Genomic DNA, 13,007 nt, shown 5'->3' with positions numbered 1-13,007 from the left:
CAGCCTGCCGCGATGAGCAGCCCCATCCTTCGCCGCGTCGGTCAGGTCTTCGTCCCGGTCCGCGACATGGCCGCTGCCATCCGGTGGTATGCCGCCGTGCTCGGTTTCGAGACCGACGTGGCCTCCCACGACGCCACGATCTACGACATCCCGACGGACGGGCAGACCCGGCAGGCGCTCGACGCCAACCGCCAGGACTTCGTGGCGTCCGGGCCACCGCGGTTCTTCCTCTGGACCGACGACATGACGGCGACGGTCGAGCACCTGCGGGCGCTCGGCGTGAGGATCACCTCGGACGTCGAGGACATCGGCAGCGTCGTCTTCGTGCAGTTCGAGGACCCTGACGGCAACGCGCTCATGGTCTGCCAGCGCGCCTGAGGTCAGCGCCTCGCCCTACACTCCGGGCAAGGAGGCAGACATGTCCGAGCAGCCAGCGCACGACCACGAGCTCGAGGTCCTCGAGGAGGACCAGACGGTGCCGCCGCGTCCGGAGGAGCAGATCGCCGACGCCCGCGAGGACTCCCAGGCGGCGGAGTCTCCGGCCGTGCCCGGATCCGACGAGCCGACGGCCTCCGCCGATCTGCCTGGCGGTCCGCGGTCCGCGCCCTGACCTGTTCGCCTCAGACGGCGACTGCCCTCCGCGTCGACAGGGAGTTCCGTGCGCTACGAGTACGTGGACGTGACAGACCGGGCTGACCTCGTCTCGCCCTATCCCGAGGTCGTCGGCGCCCTCGAGCGGCTCGGCTGGCGCACCCTCGGGCGCTGCGCGACGGAGTTCCCGCCGAGGGTCACGGAGCGGCTCCTCGCCGGCTACGCCGAACCGGCCAGGTCGGAGTTCGCCGCCCACGTGCCCGACGTCGCGACGGTCCAGCTGTCAGCAGACGGCACGACCTTCGCCTTCGTCTCGTGGTTCTGGGGCAGCCCGCCCGACGCCCACCGGGCGCACGTCGCCGAGCTCGCCGCGACCCCGGTGCCGCTCACGTCCGTCGAGGACGCCGTGGCGCTTTCCCCGAGGGGCGCAGCACTCCTGACGTCCAGGACCCCGCGCGAACGTCTCAGGATCCGGGCAGCGGTCCCGAGGGGTGGACGCGAGCGGAGCGACCGGCATACGGTGAACGGGTGCGAGCGGTGAGCCTCCTTCTTCTCTGCCGCGACGAGGCCTGACCCCGGCCCTCCTCGTCGCGGAGTTTCCCGTGTCCGGCCGGACACCGAGCGAAACGCAGACGAGAGAGTGACGCGATGATCCACCCCCAGCAGACGTCGGGAATGCCGTTCCAGAAGTACGTCCCCTTCCACGAGCAGATCCCGTTCGAGCTCCCGGACCGCACGTGGCCGACGAAACGCATCGCGGCGGCCCCGCGCTGGTGCGCCGTCGACCTGCGCGACGGCAACCAGGCGCTCATCGACCCGATGAACTCCGAGCGGAAGCTCCGGATGTTCCAGCTGCTCGTGAAGATGGGTTACAAGGAGATCGAGGTCGGCTTCCCGTCGGCGAGCCAGACCGACTTCGACTTCTGCCGTGAGCTCATCGAGGGCGGACACATCCCCGATGACGTGACGATCCAGGTGCTGACGCAGTGTCGCGACCACCTCATCGAGCGCACCTACGATGCGATCCGGGGCAGCAAGCAGGCCATCGTCCACTTCTACAACTCGACGTCGGCGCTGCAGCGCAAGGTCGTCTTCGGCCTCGACCAGGACGGCATCATCGACATCGCCGTCCAGGCCGCGCGCCTGTGCAGGAAGCTCGAGGAGACGATCCCCGACACGACGATCTACTACGAGTACTCGCCGGAGTCCTACACCGGCACCGAGCTCGACTTCGCGATGCGGATCTGCAACGCCGTCGTCGACGTCATCGACCCGACGCCCGACCACAAGATCATCGTCAACCTGCCGGCGACCGTCGAGATGGCGACGCCCAACGTCTACGCCGACTCGATCGAGTGGATGGTCCGCCACCTCGAGCGGCGAGAGTCGATCGTCGTGAGCCTGCACCCCCACAACGACCGCGGCACCGGCGTGGCCGCGGCCGAGCTCGGCTACCTCGCCGGCGCCGACCGCATCGAGGGCTGCCTGTTCGGCAACGGTGAGCGCACCGGCAACGTCTGCCTCGTCACCCTCGGGATGAACCTCTTCAGCCAGGGCGTCGATCCGCAGATCGACTTCAGCGACATCGACGAGGTGCGCCGCACCGTCGAGTACTGCAACCAGCTGCCCGTGGGCGAGCGCCACCCCTACGGCGGCGACCTCGTCTTCACGGCCTTCTCCGGATCGCACCAGGACGCCATCAAGAAGGGCTTCGAGGCCATGGCGTCCGAGGCCGAGGCGAAGGGCACGGGGATCGACGACCTCGTCTGGGGCGTCCCCTACCTCCCCATCGACCCGCACGACCTCGGCCGCTCCTACGAGGCCGTCGTCCGCGTCAACAGCCAGTCCGGCAAGGGCGGCGTCGCGTACATCATGAAGACCGAGCACCAGATGGACCTGCCGCGTCGGCTGCAGATCGAGTTCTCCGGTGTCGTCCAGCGCGGTGTCGACCAGGACGGCGGCGAGGTCGCTCCAGCCGACCTGTGGGCCAAGTTCCAGGACGAGTACCTCCCCGACCCGAGCCGGGCCTGGGGCCGCTTCGAGCTCGTCAACGTCGTCACCGACTCGACCGTCGACGGGGCGAGCACGATCGAGGCGACCGTCCGCGACGGTGGCGAGTCCATGACCGTCACCGGCACGGGCAACGGTCCCATCGCGGCCTTCGTCGATGCGCTCTCGACCGTCGAGGGCACCCCGGACGTCCGGGTCCTCGACTACGCCGAGCACGCCCTCTCCGCGGGTGGCGACGCCCGCGCCGCGGCCTACGTCGAGTGCGCCGTCGGCGACCGCGTGCTCTGGGGTGTCGGGGTCGACCCGTCGATCGTCACGGCGTCCATCAAGGCGATCGTCTCGGCGGTCAACCGCGCCCACCGCGACGCCGTTCCGAGCCCCTCGTCGGACGCCTGATCTGACGACCACCCGCGTGGGGTAGCGTCTGGCGCCATGGAGTCCCCGGTCGGTCGAGCGCTGCTTCGACTGGCCGGGGTCTCGCTCGTCGCGGTCGCGGTCGTGGGACTCGTCGCGCCCCGACCGGTCAACGTCGAGCACCGCTGGCAGGTGGTCGTGCCCGTCACCCTCGGGCTGGTGCTGTTCGCCGCGGTCGTCCGCGTCCCCGGGTGGGCGAAGCGGCGCTGGGTGCCGGTGGCGATCGCGGTCGGCGGAGGCGTCGTCGCGACGCTCGTCGGTCTCATGACGCGCTACCGCTACGGCTGGGACGCGCGGATCGTCATGGACATGGCGCGCGGCCTCCAAGTAGGGAGACCGCTCAGCCAGGGCGAGTACGACTACCTCTCCCTCTACCCCAACAACCTGCCGCTGCTCGCCATCGACAGAATGGGCGTCGCTGTGGGACAGGCGTTCTCGCTCGCACCCGACGCAGTCCTCATCCCGCTCAACGGGATCTGCGTGGGCCTGACGCTGTATGCCGTCCACGACCTCGTCGGGCGCGTGGCAGGTCGCGGTCCTTCCCTCGGCGCCCAGCTCGCGACGCTCGTCCTCGTCGGCACGAGCCCGTGGCTGGCGGTGCCCTACACCGACTTCTACGCGATGCCGTTCGTCGTCGGGGGAGTGGCCCTGGCCGTCCGGGCCATGACCCCGCGGCCGCGCACGGGACGAGTCGTCCTGTGGCTGCTCGCGATCGTGTCGGTCACGGTGGCCTACTCCATCAAGACCACCCCGGTCGTCATCGCCATCGCGGCGGTCCTGACGGCCGTCGTGGCGATCTTCGACCACGACCTCCTCCCGGCCCGGCGCGCGGGCGTCATCGCCGCCTGCGCGGCCTCCGCCCTCGCGTTCGTCGTCCTCGGCGTGGGCCTCGGCGCCGCGGCCTCCGCGGCCTCCGGGGTCGACTCCGCGCGCATCGACACCGCGGTCTCACCCCCGATCCTCTGGTGGGTCGCGCTCGGTTCCGACGAGCAGCGCTCGCCCACCGGCGTGGTCAGCTACGGCGCGTACTCACGGGAGATGGTCGACGCGGTGACCGGCCGCAGCCAGGGCGAGATGAAGACGTATGCAGTGGACGTCCTCGCAGACCGGTGGGCTGAGCGAGGTCTCGGTGGCACGCTCGCCTTCTACGGCAGCAAGGCGGCCTGGAACTGGGGCGACGGGATGTTCTGGGCGTGGGGCGAGGGCCCCGACTCGCTGCCCGGCACGCTCGCGCCGGCGACAGGCGTGACCGGGATCGTCCACGACCTCAACGGCTTCCACGGGTCGGGCTACCAGCTGCGCGCCGACGTGACCCAGGCAGTGTGGCTGGCCGTGCTGCTCGTGGCCGGTGTCGGGCTGCTGCGCGCGCCTTACCGGAGGGAGACGCTGCTCGTCGCTGGCTCGGTGCTCGGCATCGCGGCCTTCACGCTCGTGCTCCAGGGACGCTCGCGCTACCTCTTCGCGTTCGTCCCTCTCGTCGTCGTCCTGGCCGCGATGGTCCACGCCTGGCTCCCGCGCCCGAGGCGAGCAGGTCGCCTCGGGCGCCGCACCGGCTGAGCCGTCCGGGTCAGTCGATCGAGTCGGTGAGCACAGCATCGACCGCGGCCAGCGCTGCCGCGTCGCCGTCGCGCGTGATCTCGCCCTCCACCGGACGGTTCCAGAGCCAGCAGTCGATGTCGGCTGCGGACCCGCTGATCTCGGCCGCCGCGGCGTCGTCCGGTCCGTCGCTGACGAGGAAGCGCTGCACGTCGATCTCGTCGCCGTTCCACGTGCCGGTGATGCGCACGGGAGTGACCGTCCACGCGTGCATGGCATCGACCGTCGCGATCGTCACCGGCGCCGAGACCGGTACGTGCGTCAGGTCCGGCTCGGGCTCGTGGCCGCGCATGATCCGCAGGGCCTCGTCGATGCCGTCGGCGGCCAGCCGACAGTCGAGCGGGGTCCGCTCACCCACCGTGACCTCGGCGTCGACGCGGTGCACCATCGCCTCGTGGGCCTGGCGACGGCGGATGTAGCCGGCGGTCTGGTCCTCGTCGTACCACATCCACAGCGGCGTTTCGGGCGCCAGCTCGCCGAGCACCCGCTGAAGCCGCTCGCTCGAGCGATCGAAGAAGGCGAGCAGCCCGCCGCGGTCGCCCGGACGCTCCTCGCGGCTCGCGTTCATCGCGTCGAGGTCGGCCGGATCGGTGAGCCTGCGCTCGGCGATCTCGCCCCAGAACCACTGCACCTCGCCGAGGTGCCACAGCAGGTCGTCGGCGTCCCAGTCGGGACACGTCGGCACGCGGGCGTCCGCTGGGGCCGTCGCGAGCACGGTCCGGAAGCGGGCCGAGTCGGCCGCGAGGTGGTCGAGGAAGGGAAGGGGGCCACCTGAGCGGCTGGACGGCATACGTGGGTCTCCTGTCAGCGAACACCGGCTACACGGAACTGCACCGAGATGCGCGGCCCCATCGGCTCGGACGTCTTCGGCACCGAGTGGTCCCATGTCCGCTGGCACGAGCCGCCCATCACGACGAGGTCACCATGTCCCAGGGGATAGCGCAAGCTCTTTGTCGTCGAGCCGGGGATCGGTCCGCCGTCACGAKGGCGGAGGGCGAGTGTGCGTGCGGAACCGAGCGACAGGATCGCGATCATCGTGTCGCTGTCGCGCGAGCGCCCGATGCGGTCGCCGTGCCAGGCGACGCTGTCGCGACCGTCGCGGTAGAGGCACAGGCCGGCCGTGACGAACGGTTCGCCGAGCTCGGGCGCGTAGTGACGGCTCAGGGCGTCGCGGGCCTCGACGAGCATCGGGTGGGGCAGCCTCTCGTCGCCGGCGTAGAACTTCGTCAGCCGAGGGACGTCGACGACGGAGTCGTACATCTGCCGGCGCTCGGCGTGCCACGGCACGTCACGCAGCAGGGCCGTGAAGAGTTCGTCGCCGGCCGCGAGCCAGCCGGGACGGACGTCGACCCACGCGCCGTGGGCCAGGTGGTGGCGGGTCTTCCCGGTGCCGACGTCGCGCAGCGTCATCGCGTCGGTGAGGTCGAGGAGCGAACCCTGGAGAGAGAGGTCCATGGCCCCACGATAGCCCACGGGTCGAACGGGTGTTCGACTCCCGGCGGTGTTTCGCGTCGACCTCGTGGACACCGGCGCGTGCGGTGCGGCCGACGCCTCGGCGGGGGAGACAATGGACCCATGCCCCTCTACCGTGACGAGGCGATCGTCCTGCGCACCCACAAGCTGGGCGAGGCCGACCGCATCATCACGATGCTGACCCGCACGCGGGGTCGGGTCCGCGCCGTCGCCAAGGGGGTGCGCCGCACGAAGTCGCGCTTCGGGTCGCGCCTCGAGCCCGGCATGGTCATCGACGTGCAGTGCTACGAGGGTCGCAACCTCGACACCGTCACGCAGGTCGAGACGCTCGCGCCCTACGGTGACGCCATCGCGCGTGACTACATCGCGTACACGTGCGCCACCTCGATGCTCGAGACGGCGCTCCAGCTCACCGAGGAGCACGAGCCGCAGACGCAGCAGTACCTCCTGCTCGCCGGCGCGCTGCGCTCCCTCGCCGAGCACAGCCACGACGCCGGGCTCGTCCTCGACGCCTACCTGCTGCGCTCGCTCGCCGTCGCCGGCTGGGCACCGAGCTTCGTCGACTGCGCGAAGTGCGGGGCCCCGGGCCCGCACCGGGCCTTCAACGTGCAGGCCGGCGGCGCCRTGTGCTCCGTATGCCGTCCGCCCGGCTCGAGCGCCCCTGCCCCCGAGACCTTCGAGCTGCTCGCGTCACTGCTGACCGGCGACTGGGACGTCGCCGACGCGAGCGACGAGCGGTGCCGCAGGCAGGGCAACGGCCTCGTCTCCGCCTTCCTCCAGTGGCACATCGAGCGAGGGCTGCGGTCGCTGCGCCTCGTCGAGCGCGCCTGAGCCAGCAGCGAACCCGATCCCGACCGACCGGAGCCCCATGTACGCCAAGCCCTTCCCGCACCCGTCCGGCGCCACCCCGCCCGTCATCGCGCCTGCCCTGCTGCCCAAGCACGTCGCGATCGTCATGGACGGCAACGGCCGGTGGGCCAACGCGCGAGGGCTCCCGCGGACCAAGGGCCACGAGGCCGGGGAGGCGTCGCTGCTCGACGTCGTGGCCGGAGCCATCGACGTCGGCGTGACCCACCTGTCCGCCTACGCCTTCTCGACCGAGAACTGGCGGCGGTCTCCCGACGAGGTGCGCTTCCTCATGGGCTTCAACCGCGACGTCATCCGCCGACGACGCGACCAGCTCCACGAGTGGGGCGTGCGGATGCGCTGGGTGGGTCGGGCGCCGCGCCTGTGGCGCTCGGTCATCAAGGAGCTGGAGATCGCCCAGGAGCTGACGCAGCACAACACCGGGCTCACCCTCTACTTCTGCGTCAACTACGGCGGGCGTGCCGAGATCGCCGACGCCGTGCAACGGATCGCCCACGACGTCAAGGACGGTCGGCTCCGGCCGGGCTCGGTCGACGAGAAGACGATCCAGCGCTACCTCGACGAGCCGACGATGCCGGACGTCGACCTCTTCGTGCGCAGCTCCGGAGAGCAGCGCACGAGCAACTTCCTGCTGTGGCAGTCGGCCTACGCCGAGATGGTCTTCCAGAACCGGCTGTGGCCCGACTACGACCGTCGCGATCTCTGGGCCGCGATCGAGGAGTACGTCGACCGCGACCGCCGCTACGGCGGAGCCGTCGACACCCCGACAGCCAGCTCCTGACGGCAGCGGCACGCAGCCTTCTCGAATCGAACGCCGCGTTCGGTGTCGAAAACCTCGGTAGAACACGGCTTTCGAGACCGAACGCGGCGTTCGGTGCGGAGAGCTGCTGGGGTCAGTCGGCGGTGGCGGTGCAGTCGGCGCAGGTGCCGAAGATCTCCAGGGTGTGTGTCACGCCGCTGAAGCCGTGGTCGCTCGCGATCTTGTCGGCCCACTTCTCGACGGCCGGGCCCTCCACCTCGACCGTGCGACCGCAGGCCCGGCACACGAGATGGTGGTGGTGGTGGGTCGAGCAGGCCCGGTAGACGGCCTCCCCGTCGTCGGTGCGCAGCACGTCGACGGTGCCGGCCTCGACCATCGACTGGAGCGTCCGGTAGACCGTCGCCAGCCCGACGCCGGCTCCCGCGTCGCGGAGCCGGGCGTGCACCGTCTGGGCGGAGGTGAAGTCGTCGGAGCGCTCGAGCAGCTCGGCGACGGCCACCTGCTGCCGGGTCGGCTTGCGTGAGGTCGCCGCGGAGCCCGAGGTGTTGGTGCTGCTCGTCATGATCTCGATCCTGTCGTCGGGCCGGAGGTCGTGCCGGCCGGGCCGGCGCCCGCCGTCTCGGGGCCGGGCGGGGCGGGGTGGTCGTGATGGACGCCGTGCTCGTCGTAGTGGCCCTCGTGGGCGGCGTGCAGGTGCCCGTCGTGGACGTAGTCGACGTGGTCGCCGTGCGTCACCGCAGGGTGACCGCACTCGGCGCCGTGCTCGTGTGCGTGGGTCTCCGCGACGTCGTGCCTCCTCCCGCCGACCCTGGCCAGCACGCTGGTGACGACGGCGGTGACGACGAAGAGCGCGACGGCGAGCAGGACGATGGTGCCACCGGACGGTGTGTCGAGCGGGTAGGAGAGCGCCACGCCGCCGACCGAGGAGACGAGACCGAAGGCGATGGCCCACCGGACGCCGCCGCTGAAGGACCGTGCGACGAGCTGGCTCGCGGCGTTGGGCACGATCATGAGCGCGCTGATGAGCAGGAGCCCGACGACGCGCATGGCGACGACCACCGTGGTCGCGGTGAGCACGGCCAGCACGATGTTGAGCGGCAGCACGGGCAGGCCGACGGCGCGGGCGTACTCCTCGTCGTTGGCCACCGCGAAGAGGCGCGGGCGCAGCGCCCACGTCGTGACGGAGATGAGCAGCGCGAGCCCGGCGAAGACGTAGAGGTCGGTGCGCTGGGTCGTGAGGATCGACCCGAAGAGGTACTTCATGAGGTTCGCGGGAGTGCCGCTGGGAGACTTGCTGATGATGACGACGCCGCCGGCGATGCCGCCGTAGAAGATGACCGCGAGGGCCACGTCACCATTGGTGCGGCCGCGGGCGCGGAGCAGCTCGATGACGACGGCGGCGATCACCGCGGCCAGGAGCGCCGTCAGCACCGGCGCGGCCCCGGACACGAGGCCGATCGCGACCCCGGCGAGGGCCACGTGGCCCATGCCGTCGCCGATGAGCGAGAGCCGGCGCTGGACGAGAAAGATCCCCACCATCGGCGCAACGGTGCCCACGAGCAGGGCGGCGATGAGCGCCCGCTGCATGAAGTCGACGGAGAGCAGGTCGATCACGGTCGGCTCCTGTCGGTGCGGTCGACGTCGAGCGGGCCGTGGGCCAGCGACGGGTGGTGGCCCTCGAGCTCGAGGTCGTGGTGGTGGCTGTCGTGGTCGTGGTGGACGCTGTCGCGCGCAGTGGCATACGCACGGGGTGTCCCGTCGAAGCGGATGCGTCCGCCGTCGATGACGACGATGCGGGTCAGCAGCCGCTCGAGCGCTCCGAGCTCGTGCGTGACGATGACCATGGTGACGTCGCGCTCGACGAGGCGGTCGAGGACGTCGGCGAGCACGTGCTGGTTCGCGGCGTCGACCCCGGCGGTGGGCTCGTCCATGATGAGGACGTCGGGCTGCCCGGCGAGGGCGCGGGCGATGAGGACCCGGCGCTGCTGGCCCCCCGAGAGCGTGCTCACCTCGGTCGCGGCGCGGTCGGCGAGACCGACGACGTCGAGCGAACGGGCCACGATCTGCCGGTCGGTGGCGCGGAGCCGGCCGAGCCAGCCGATGCGGGGGAGTCGCCCCGTGGCGACGATCTCCTCGGCGGTGGCCCGGACGGACGCCGAGAGCGTATGCCGTTGGGGCACGTAGCCGAGGCGGGCGCGGTCGTGGAACTCGGTGCTGTCGATGCCGAAGAGCGTCACCGTGCCGGCGACCTTTTCGTTGAGGCCGAGGACGCCCTTCATGAGCGTCGACTTGCCCGACCCGTTCGGTCCGACGATCGCCACGATCTCACCCTTGCGGATGGACAGGTCGACGTCGCTGAGGACGGTGCCGTCGCCGTAGCCGAAGCTCGCGCCGCGCAGGGTGACGACCGCGTCCGACGGCGCGGCATCCCGGGGGACGAGCGGTGCCGACCTCATGAGCACTCCTGACCGTCGCGCAGGGCCACGAGGTTGCTCCGCATGACCTCGAAGTAGTCGGTGCCGACCGACGCGCTCGTGATCCCCTCGATGGGGTCGAGCGTCGCGACCTTCGCACCGGTGGACTCCGAGACCGTCTGGGCGAAGTGCGGCTCGACGAGCGTCTCTTGGTAGATCGTCGTCACGCCGGCAGACCTCACGAGGTCACCGACGGCCTTGAGGGCTGCGCCGCTCGGCTCGGCCTCGGGCGAGACGCCGGTGATGCCGCGCTGGTGGAATCCGTAGCGCGCCGCGAGGTAGCCGAAGGCGGCGTGGCTCGTGACGAGCTCCTTGACCGTGCACTGGCGCAGGCCTGTCCGCATCTCGTCATCGAGCTCGGAGAGCTTCTCGACGAAGACCGCGGTGTTCTTCGCGTAGCTCGCGGCGTTCTCCGGGTCGTCCTCGGACAGGCGCGCGCTGATGGCCTCGGCCACGGCGGCGTAGCGCGACGGGTCGAGCCAGAAGTGGGGGTCGTCCGCCCCGTGGTCGTGGCCGTCGTGCCCGTCACCGGCGTCGGTCGTGTCGTGCGGCTCGGTCTCGGTGCCGGACTCGTCGGCGTGGTCGCTGTCGTCGGTCGACGCGGGTACGAGCTTCGCGACATCGGCGACGTCGAGCACCTTCGCCGCGTCGACGAGCCCGACGGCCTCGTCGACCGCCGGCTGGAAGCCGTCGGCGTAGACGACGAGGCGTGCCTTCGTCATGCCACCGATGTCCTGCGGCGCCAGCTCGAGGTCGTGCGGCTCGGCGCCRGGCTTCGTCAGGACGGTCACCGGGAGCCGGCCGCCGGTGATCTGCTGCGTCGCGAACTGGATGGGGTAGAAGGACGTGACGATCGAGCCGTCCGCGGAGCCGGCGCCGGATCCGGTGTCAGGACCGCTCTGGCAGGCGGCCGTCGCGAGCGCCAGTGCCGTCGCGGCGACGATCGCGGACAGGGCGCGGCGTGGGGGAGCGGGGGGCATGACACCCATCATCACTCAAAGTGAGAATGATTGTCAAAACCGTTCTCGCGTTCGGTGCGGCAGTCAGCCGGCCGGGACGATCCTCACCACGGCGACGGCCACCGCGAGCACGAGCACCGCCGTGCGCATCAGCCGCTCGGGCAGGGTCAGTCGATGCCACGTGAGGAAGAGCAGCCAGCCGACGAAGGCCGCGACGACGAGGAAGGCGATGCCACCCCACGGGCGTGGCGCGAGGATGCCGACCGCCAGCAGGACGACGAGGCCCCCGAGCGCGACGGGACGCGGGACGGCGTTGAGGCGCTCCACCCACGGGTAGGAGGCGTGCTCGAGACGGGAACGGAAGCTCAGGGCCACGTGACGAGCCTAGGGGACGCGACGGCATACCCCGGACGCGTGGCAAAGCAGTGGCGGCGGCCCGATAACCTGTCCCGCATGGCCAAGCAGACTTCCATCGTGGACACCGTCGTCAGCCTCTGCAAGCGCAGGGGCTTCGTCTTCCCGAGCGGTGACATCTACGGAGGCACCCGGTCTGCCTGGGACTACGGCCCCCTCGGCGTCGAGCTCAAGGAGAACATCCGCCGTCAGTGGTGGAAGTCGATGGTGACGAGCCGCGACGACGTCGTCGGCCTCGACTCCTCGATCATCCTCCCGCGCGAGACGTGGGTCGCCTCGGGCCACGTCGGCACCTTCACCGACCCCCTCGTCGAGTGCCTCAGCTGCCACAAGCGCCGCCGCCAGGACCACCTTCAGGAGGCGCTCGCCGAGAAGAAGGGCATCGAGGACCCCGACTCGATCCCGATGTCCGACATCGTGTGCCCCGACTGTGGCACCAAGGGCCAGTGGACCGCGCCGCGCGAGTTCAACATGATGCTGAAGACCTACCTCGGCGTCATCGAGGACGAGTCGGGCCTGCACTACTTGCGCCCCGAGACCGCCCAGGGCATCTTCGTCAACTTCAACAACGTCATGCAGGCCTCGCGCAAGAAGCCGCCGTTCGGCATCGCCCAGACCGGCAAGAGCTTCCGCAACGAGATCACGCCGGGCAACTTCATCTTCCGCACGCGCGAGTTCGAGCAGATGGAGATGGAGTTCTTCGTCAAGCCGGGCGAGGACGACGAGTGGCTCCAGTACTGGCTCGAGGAGCGCACCCGCTGGTACGTCGACCTCGGCATCAACCCCGACAACCTGCGCCACTACGAGCACGCACCCGAGAAGCTCTCGCACTACTCGAAGCGCACCGTCGACATCGAGTACCGCTTCAACTTCGCCGGCTCGGAGTGGGGCGAGCTCGAGGGCATCGCCAACCGCACCGACTTCGACCTGTCGACGCACAGTTTGCACTCGGGCACCGACCTCGTCTACTTCGACCAGCAGACGGGCGAGAAGTACACCCCCTACGTCATCGAGCCCGCAGCAGGTCTGTCGCGATCGCTCATGACCTTCCTCGTCGACGCGTACCACGAGGACGAGGCCCCCAACACCAAGGGCGGCGTCGACAAGCGCGTCGTGCTGCGCCTCGACCCGCGCCTGGCGCCGGTCAAGGCCGCGGTGCTGCCGCTCTCGCGCAACGCCGACCTCTCGCCCAAGGCGCGTGACCTCGCGACCACTCTGCGCAAGCACTGGAACATCGACTTCGACGACGCCGGCGCCATCGGCAAGCGCTACCGCCGCCACGACGAGATCGGCACGCCGTTCTGCATCACCGTCGACTTCGACACGCTCGAGGACCACGCCGTGACGATCCGCGAGCGTGACTCGATGGCCCAGGAGCGCGTCGCCCTCGACCAGGTCGAGGGCTACCTCGCGCAGCGCCTCATCGGCTGCTGACGCAACATCACCGCA

The 13,007-nt window shown here is 70.5% G+C and carries 15 protein-coding genes; 8 read left to right on the top strand and 7 right to left on the bottom strand.

Going from position 1 to position 13,007, the window contains the following annotated elements:
- Positions 1 to 12 precede the first annotated feature (12 nt).
- The 5 genes from AB4Y83_RS15440 (at position 13) to AB4Y83_RS15420 (ending at position 4,572) form a co-directional block, all read left to right on the top strand.
- Positions 13 to 378 (top strand): VOC family protein, encoded by a 366-nt coding sequence (locus AB4Y83_RS15440; protein WP_442274684.1) that lies wholly within the window; start codon positions 13 to 15, stop codon positions 376 to 378.
- A gap of 40 nt (positions 379 to 418) precedes the next feature.
- Positions 419 to 610: a hypothetical protein gene (locus AB4Y83_RS15435; protein WP_442274683.1), complete on the top strand. Its 192-nt coding sequence runs from the start codon at positions 419 to 421 to the stop codon at positions 608 to 610.
- Between the two features lie 48 nt (positions 611 to 658).
- Positions 659 to 1,132, top strand: coding sequence for a hypothetical protein (locus tag AB4Y83_RS15430; protein ID WP_442297406.1), 474 nt, complete (start codon positions 659 to 661; stop codon positions 1,130 to 1,132).
- A 107-nt stretch (positions 1,133 to 1,239) separates the two neighbouring features.
- Positions 1,240 to 2,997: a 2-isopropylmalate synthase gene (gene leuA, locus AB4Y83_RS15425; protein ID WP_442297405.1), complete on the top strand. Its 1,758-nt coding sequence runs from the start codon at positions 1,240 to 1,242 to the stop codon at positions 2,995 to 2,997.
- A 36-nt stretch (positions 2,998 to 3,033) separates the two neighbouring features.
- A complete protein-coding gene (locus AB4Y83_RS15420) occupies positions 3,034 to 4,572 on the top strand; it encodes a hypothetical protein (protein ID WP_442297404.1) in 1,539 nt (512 codons plus the stop codon).
- A 10-nt stretch (positions 4,573 to 4,582) separates the two neighbouring features.
- Here AB4Y83_RS15420 and AB4Y83_RS15415 read toward each other — a convergent pair whose 3' ends face one another.
- Both AB4Y83_RS15415 and AB4Y83_RS15410 read right to left on the bottom strand, forming a co-directional pair.
- Positions 4,583 to 5,401 (bottom strand): maleylpyruvate isomerase family mycothiol-dependent enzyme, encoded by an 819-nt coding sequence (locus tag AB4Y83_RS15415; protein WP_442274679.1) that lies wholly within the window; start codon positions 5,399 to 5,401, stop codon positions 4,583 to 4,585.
- Positions 5,402 to 5,415: 14 nt separating this feature from the next.
- Positions 5,416 to 6,066, bottom strand: a complete 651-nt coding sequence (locus AB4Y83_RS15410) for an alpha-ketoglutarate-dependent dioxygenase AlkB (RefSeq protein ID WP_442297403.1) — start codon at positions 6,064 to 6,066, stop codon at positions 5,416 to 5,418.
- A 120-nt stretch (positions 6,067 to 6,186) separates the two neighbouring features.
- Between AB4Y83_RS15410 and recO the strand changes: the two genes are divergently transcribed.
- Positions 6,187 to 6,915 carry a DNA repair protein RecO gene (recO, locus tag AB4Y83_RS15405; protein ID WP_442297402.1) on the top strand — a complete coding sequence of 243 codons (729 nt, stop codon included), beginning with the start codon at positions 6,187 to 6,189 and terminating at the stop codon, positions 6,913 to 6,915.
- Positions 6,916 to 6,952: 37 nt separating this feature from the next.
- Positions 6,953 to 7,732 carry an isoprenyl transferase gene (locus tag AB4Y83_RS15400; RefSeq protein ID WP_442297401.1) on the top strand — a complete coding sequence of 260 codons (780 nt, stop codon included), beginning with the start codon at positions 6,953 to 6,955 and terminating at the stop codon, positions 7,730 to 7,732.
- A gap of 112 nt (positions 7,733 to 7,844) precedes the next feature.
- Here AB4Y83_RS15400 and AB4Y83_RS15395 read toward each other — a convergent pair whose 3' ends face one another.
- The 5 genes from AB4Y83_RS15395 to AB4Y83_RS15375 form a co-directional block, all read right to left on the bottom strand.
- Positions 7,845 to 8,273: a Fur family transcriptional regulator gene (locus AB4Y83_RS15395; protein ID WP_056780097.1), complete on the bottom strand. Its 429-nt coding sequence runs from the start codon at positions 8,271 to 8,273 to the stop codon at positions 7,845 to 7,847.
- Positions 8,270 to 9,325 carry a metal ABC transporter permease gene (locus AB4Y83_RS15390; RefSeq protein ID WP_442297400.1) on the bottom strand — a complete coding sequence of 352 codons (1,056 nt, stop codon included), beginning with the start codon at positions 9,323 to 9,325 and terminating at the stop codon, positions 8,270 to 8,272. The genes AB4Y83_RS15395 and AB4Y83_RS15390 overlap by 4 nt, the downstream gene beginning before the upstream one ends.
- On the bottom strand, positions 9,322 to 10,167 hold the full coding sequence (locus tag AB4Y83_RS15385) for a metal ABC transporter ATP-binding protein (RefSeq protein ID WP_442297399.1): 846 nt from the start codon (positions 10,165 to 10,167) through the stop codon (positions 9,322 to 9,324). Before AB4Y83_RS15385 ends, AB4Y83_RS15390 begins: the two co-directional genes overlap by 4 nt.
- Positions 10,164 to 11,165 carry a metal ABC transporter substrate-binding protein gene (locus AB4Y83_RS15380; protein ID WP_442297398.1) on the bottom strand — a complete coding sequence of 334 codons (1,002 nt, stop codon included), beginning with the start codon at positions 11,163 to 11,165 and terminating at the stop codon, positions 10,164 to 10,166. The genes AB4Y83_RS15385 and AB4Y83_RS15380 overlap by 4 nt, the downstream gene beginning before the upstream one ends.
- Positions 11,166 to 11,228: 63 nt before the next feature.
- Positions 11,229 to 11,519, bottom strand: a complete 291-nt coding sequence (locus tag AB4Y83_RS15375) for a DUF6703 family protein (RefSeq protein WP_442274674.1) — start codon at positions 11,517 to 11,519, stop codon at positions 11,229 to 11,231.
- A 78-nt stretch (positions 11,520 to 11,597) separates the two neighbouring features.
- Between AB4Y83_RS15375 and AB4Y83_RS15370 the strand changes: the two genes are divergently transcribed.
- Entirely contained in the window at positions 11,598 to 12,992 is a 1,395-nt protein-coding gene (locus tag AB4Y83_RS15370) for a glycine--tRNA ligase (RefSeq protein ID WP_442297397.1), read from the top strand.
- Positions 12,993 to 13,007 lie beyond the last annotated feature (15 nt).

This window comes from Terrabacter sp. RAF57 (assembly GCF_052113925.1).
Lineage (GTDB): Bacteria > Actinomycetota > Actinomycetes > Actinomycetales > Dermatophilaceae > Terrabacter.
This window is presented reverse-complemented; position numbering and strand designations above follow the sequence as displayed.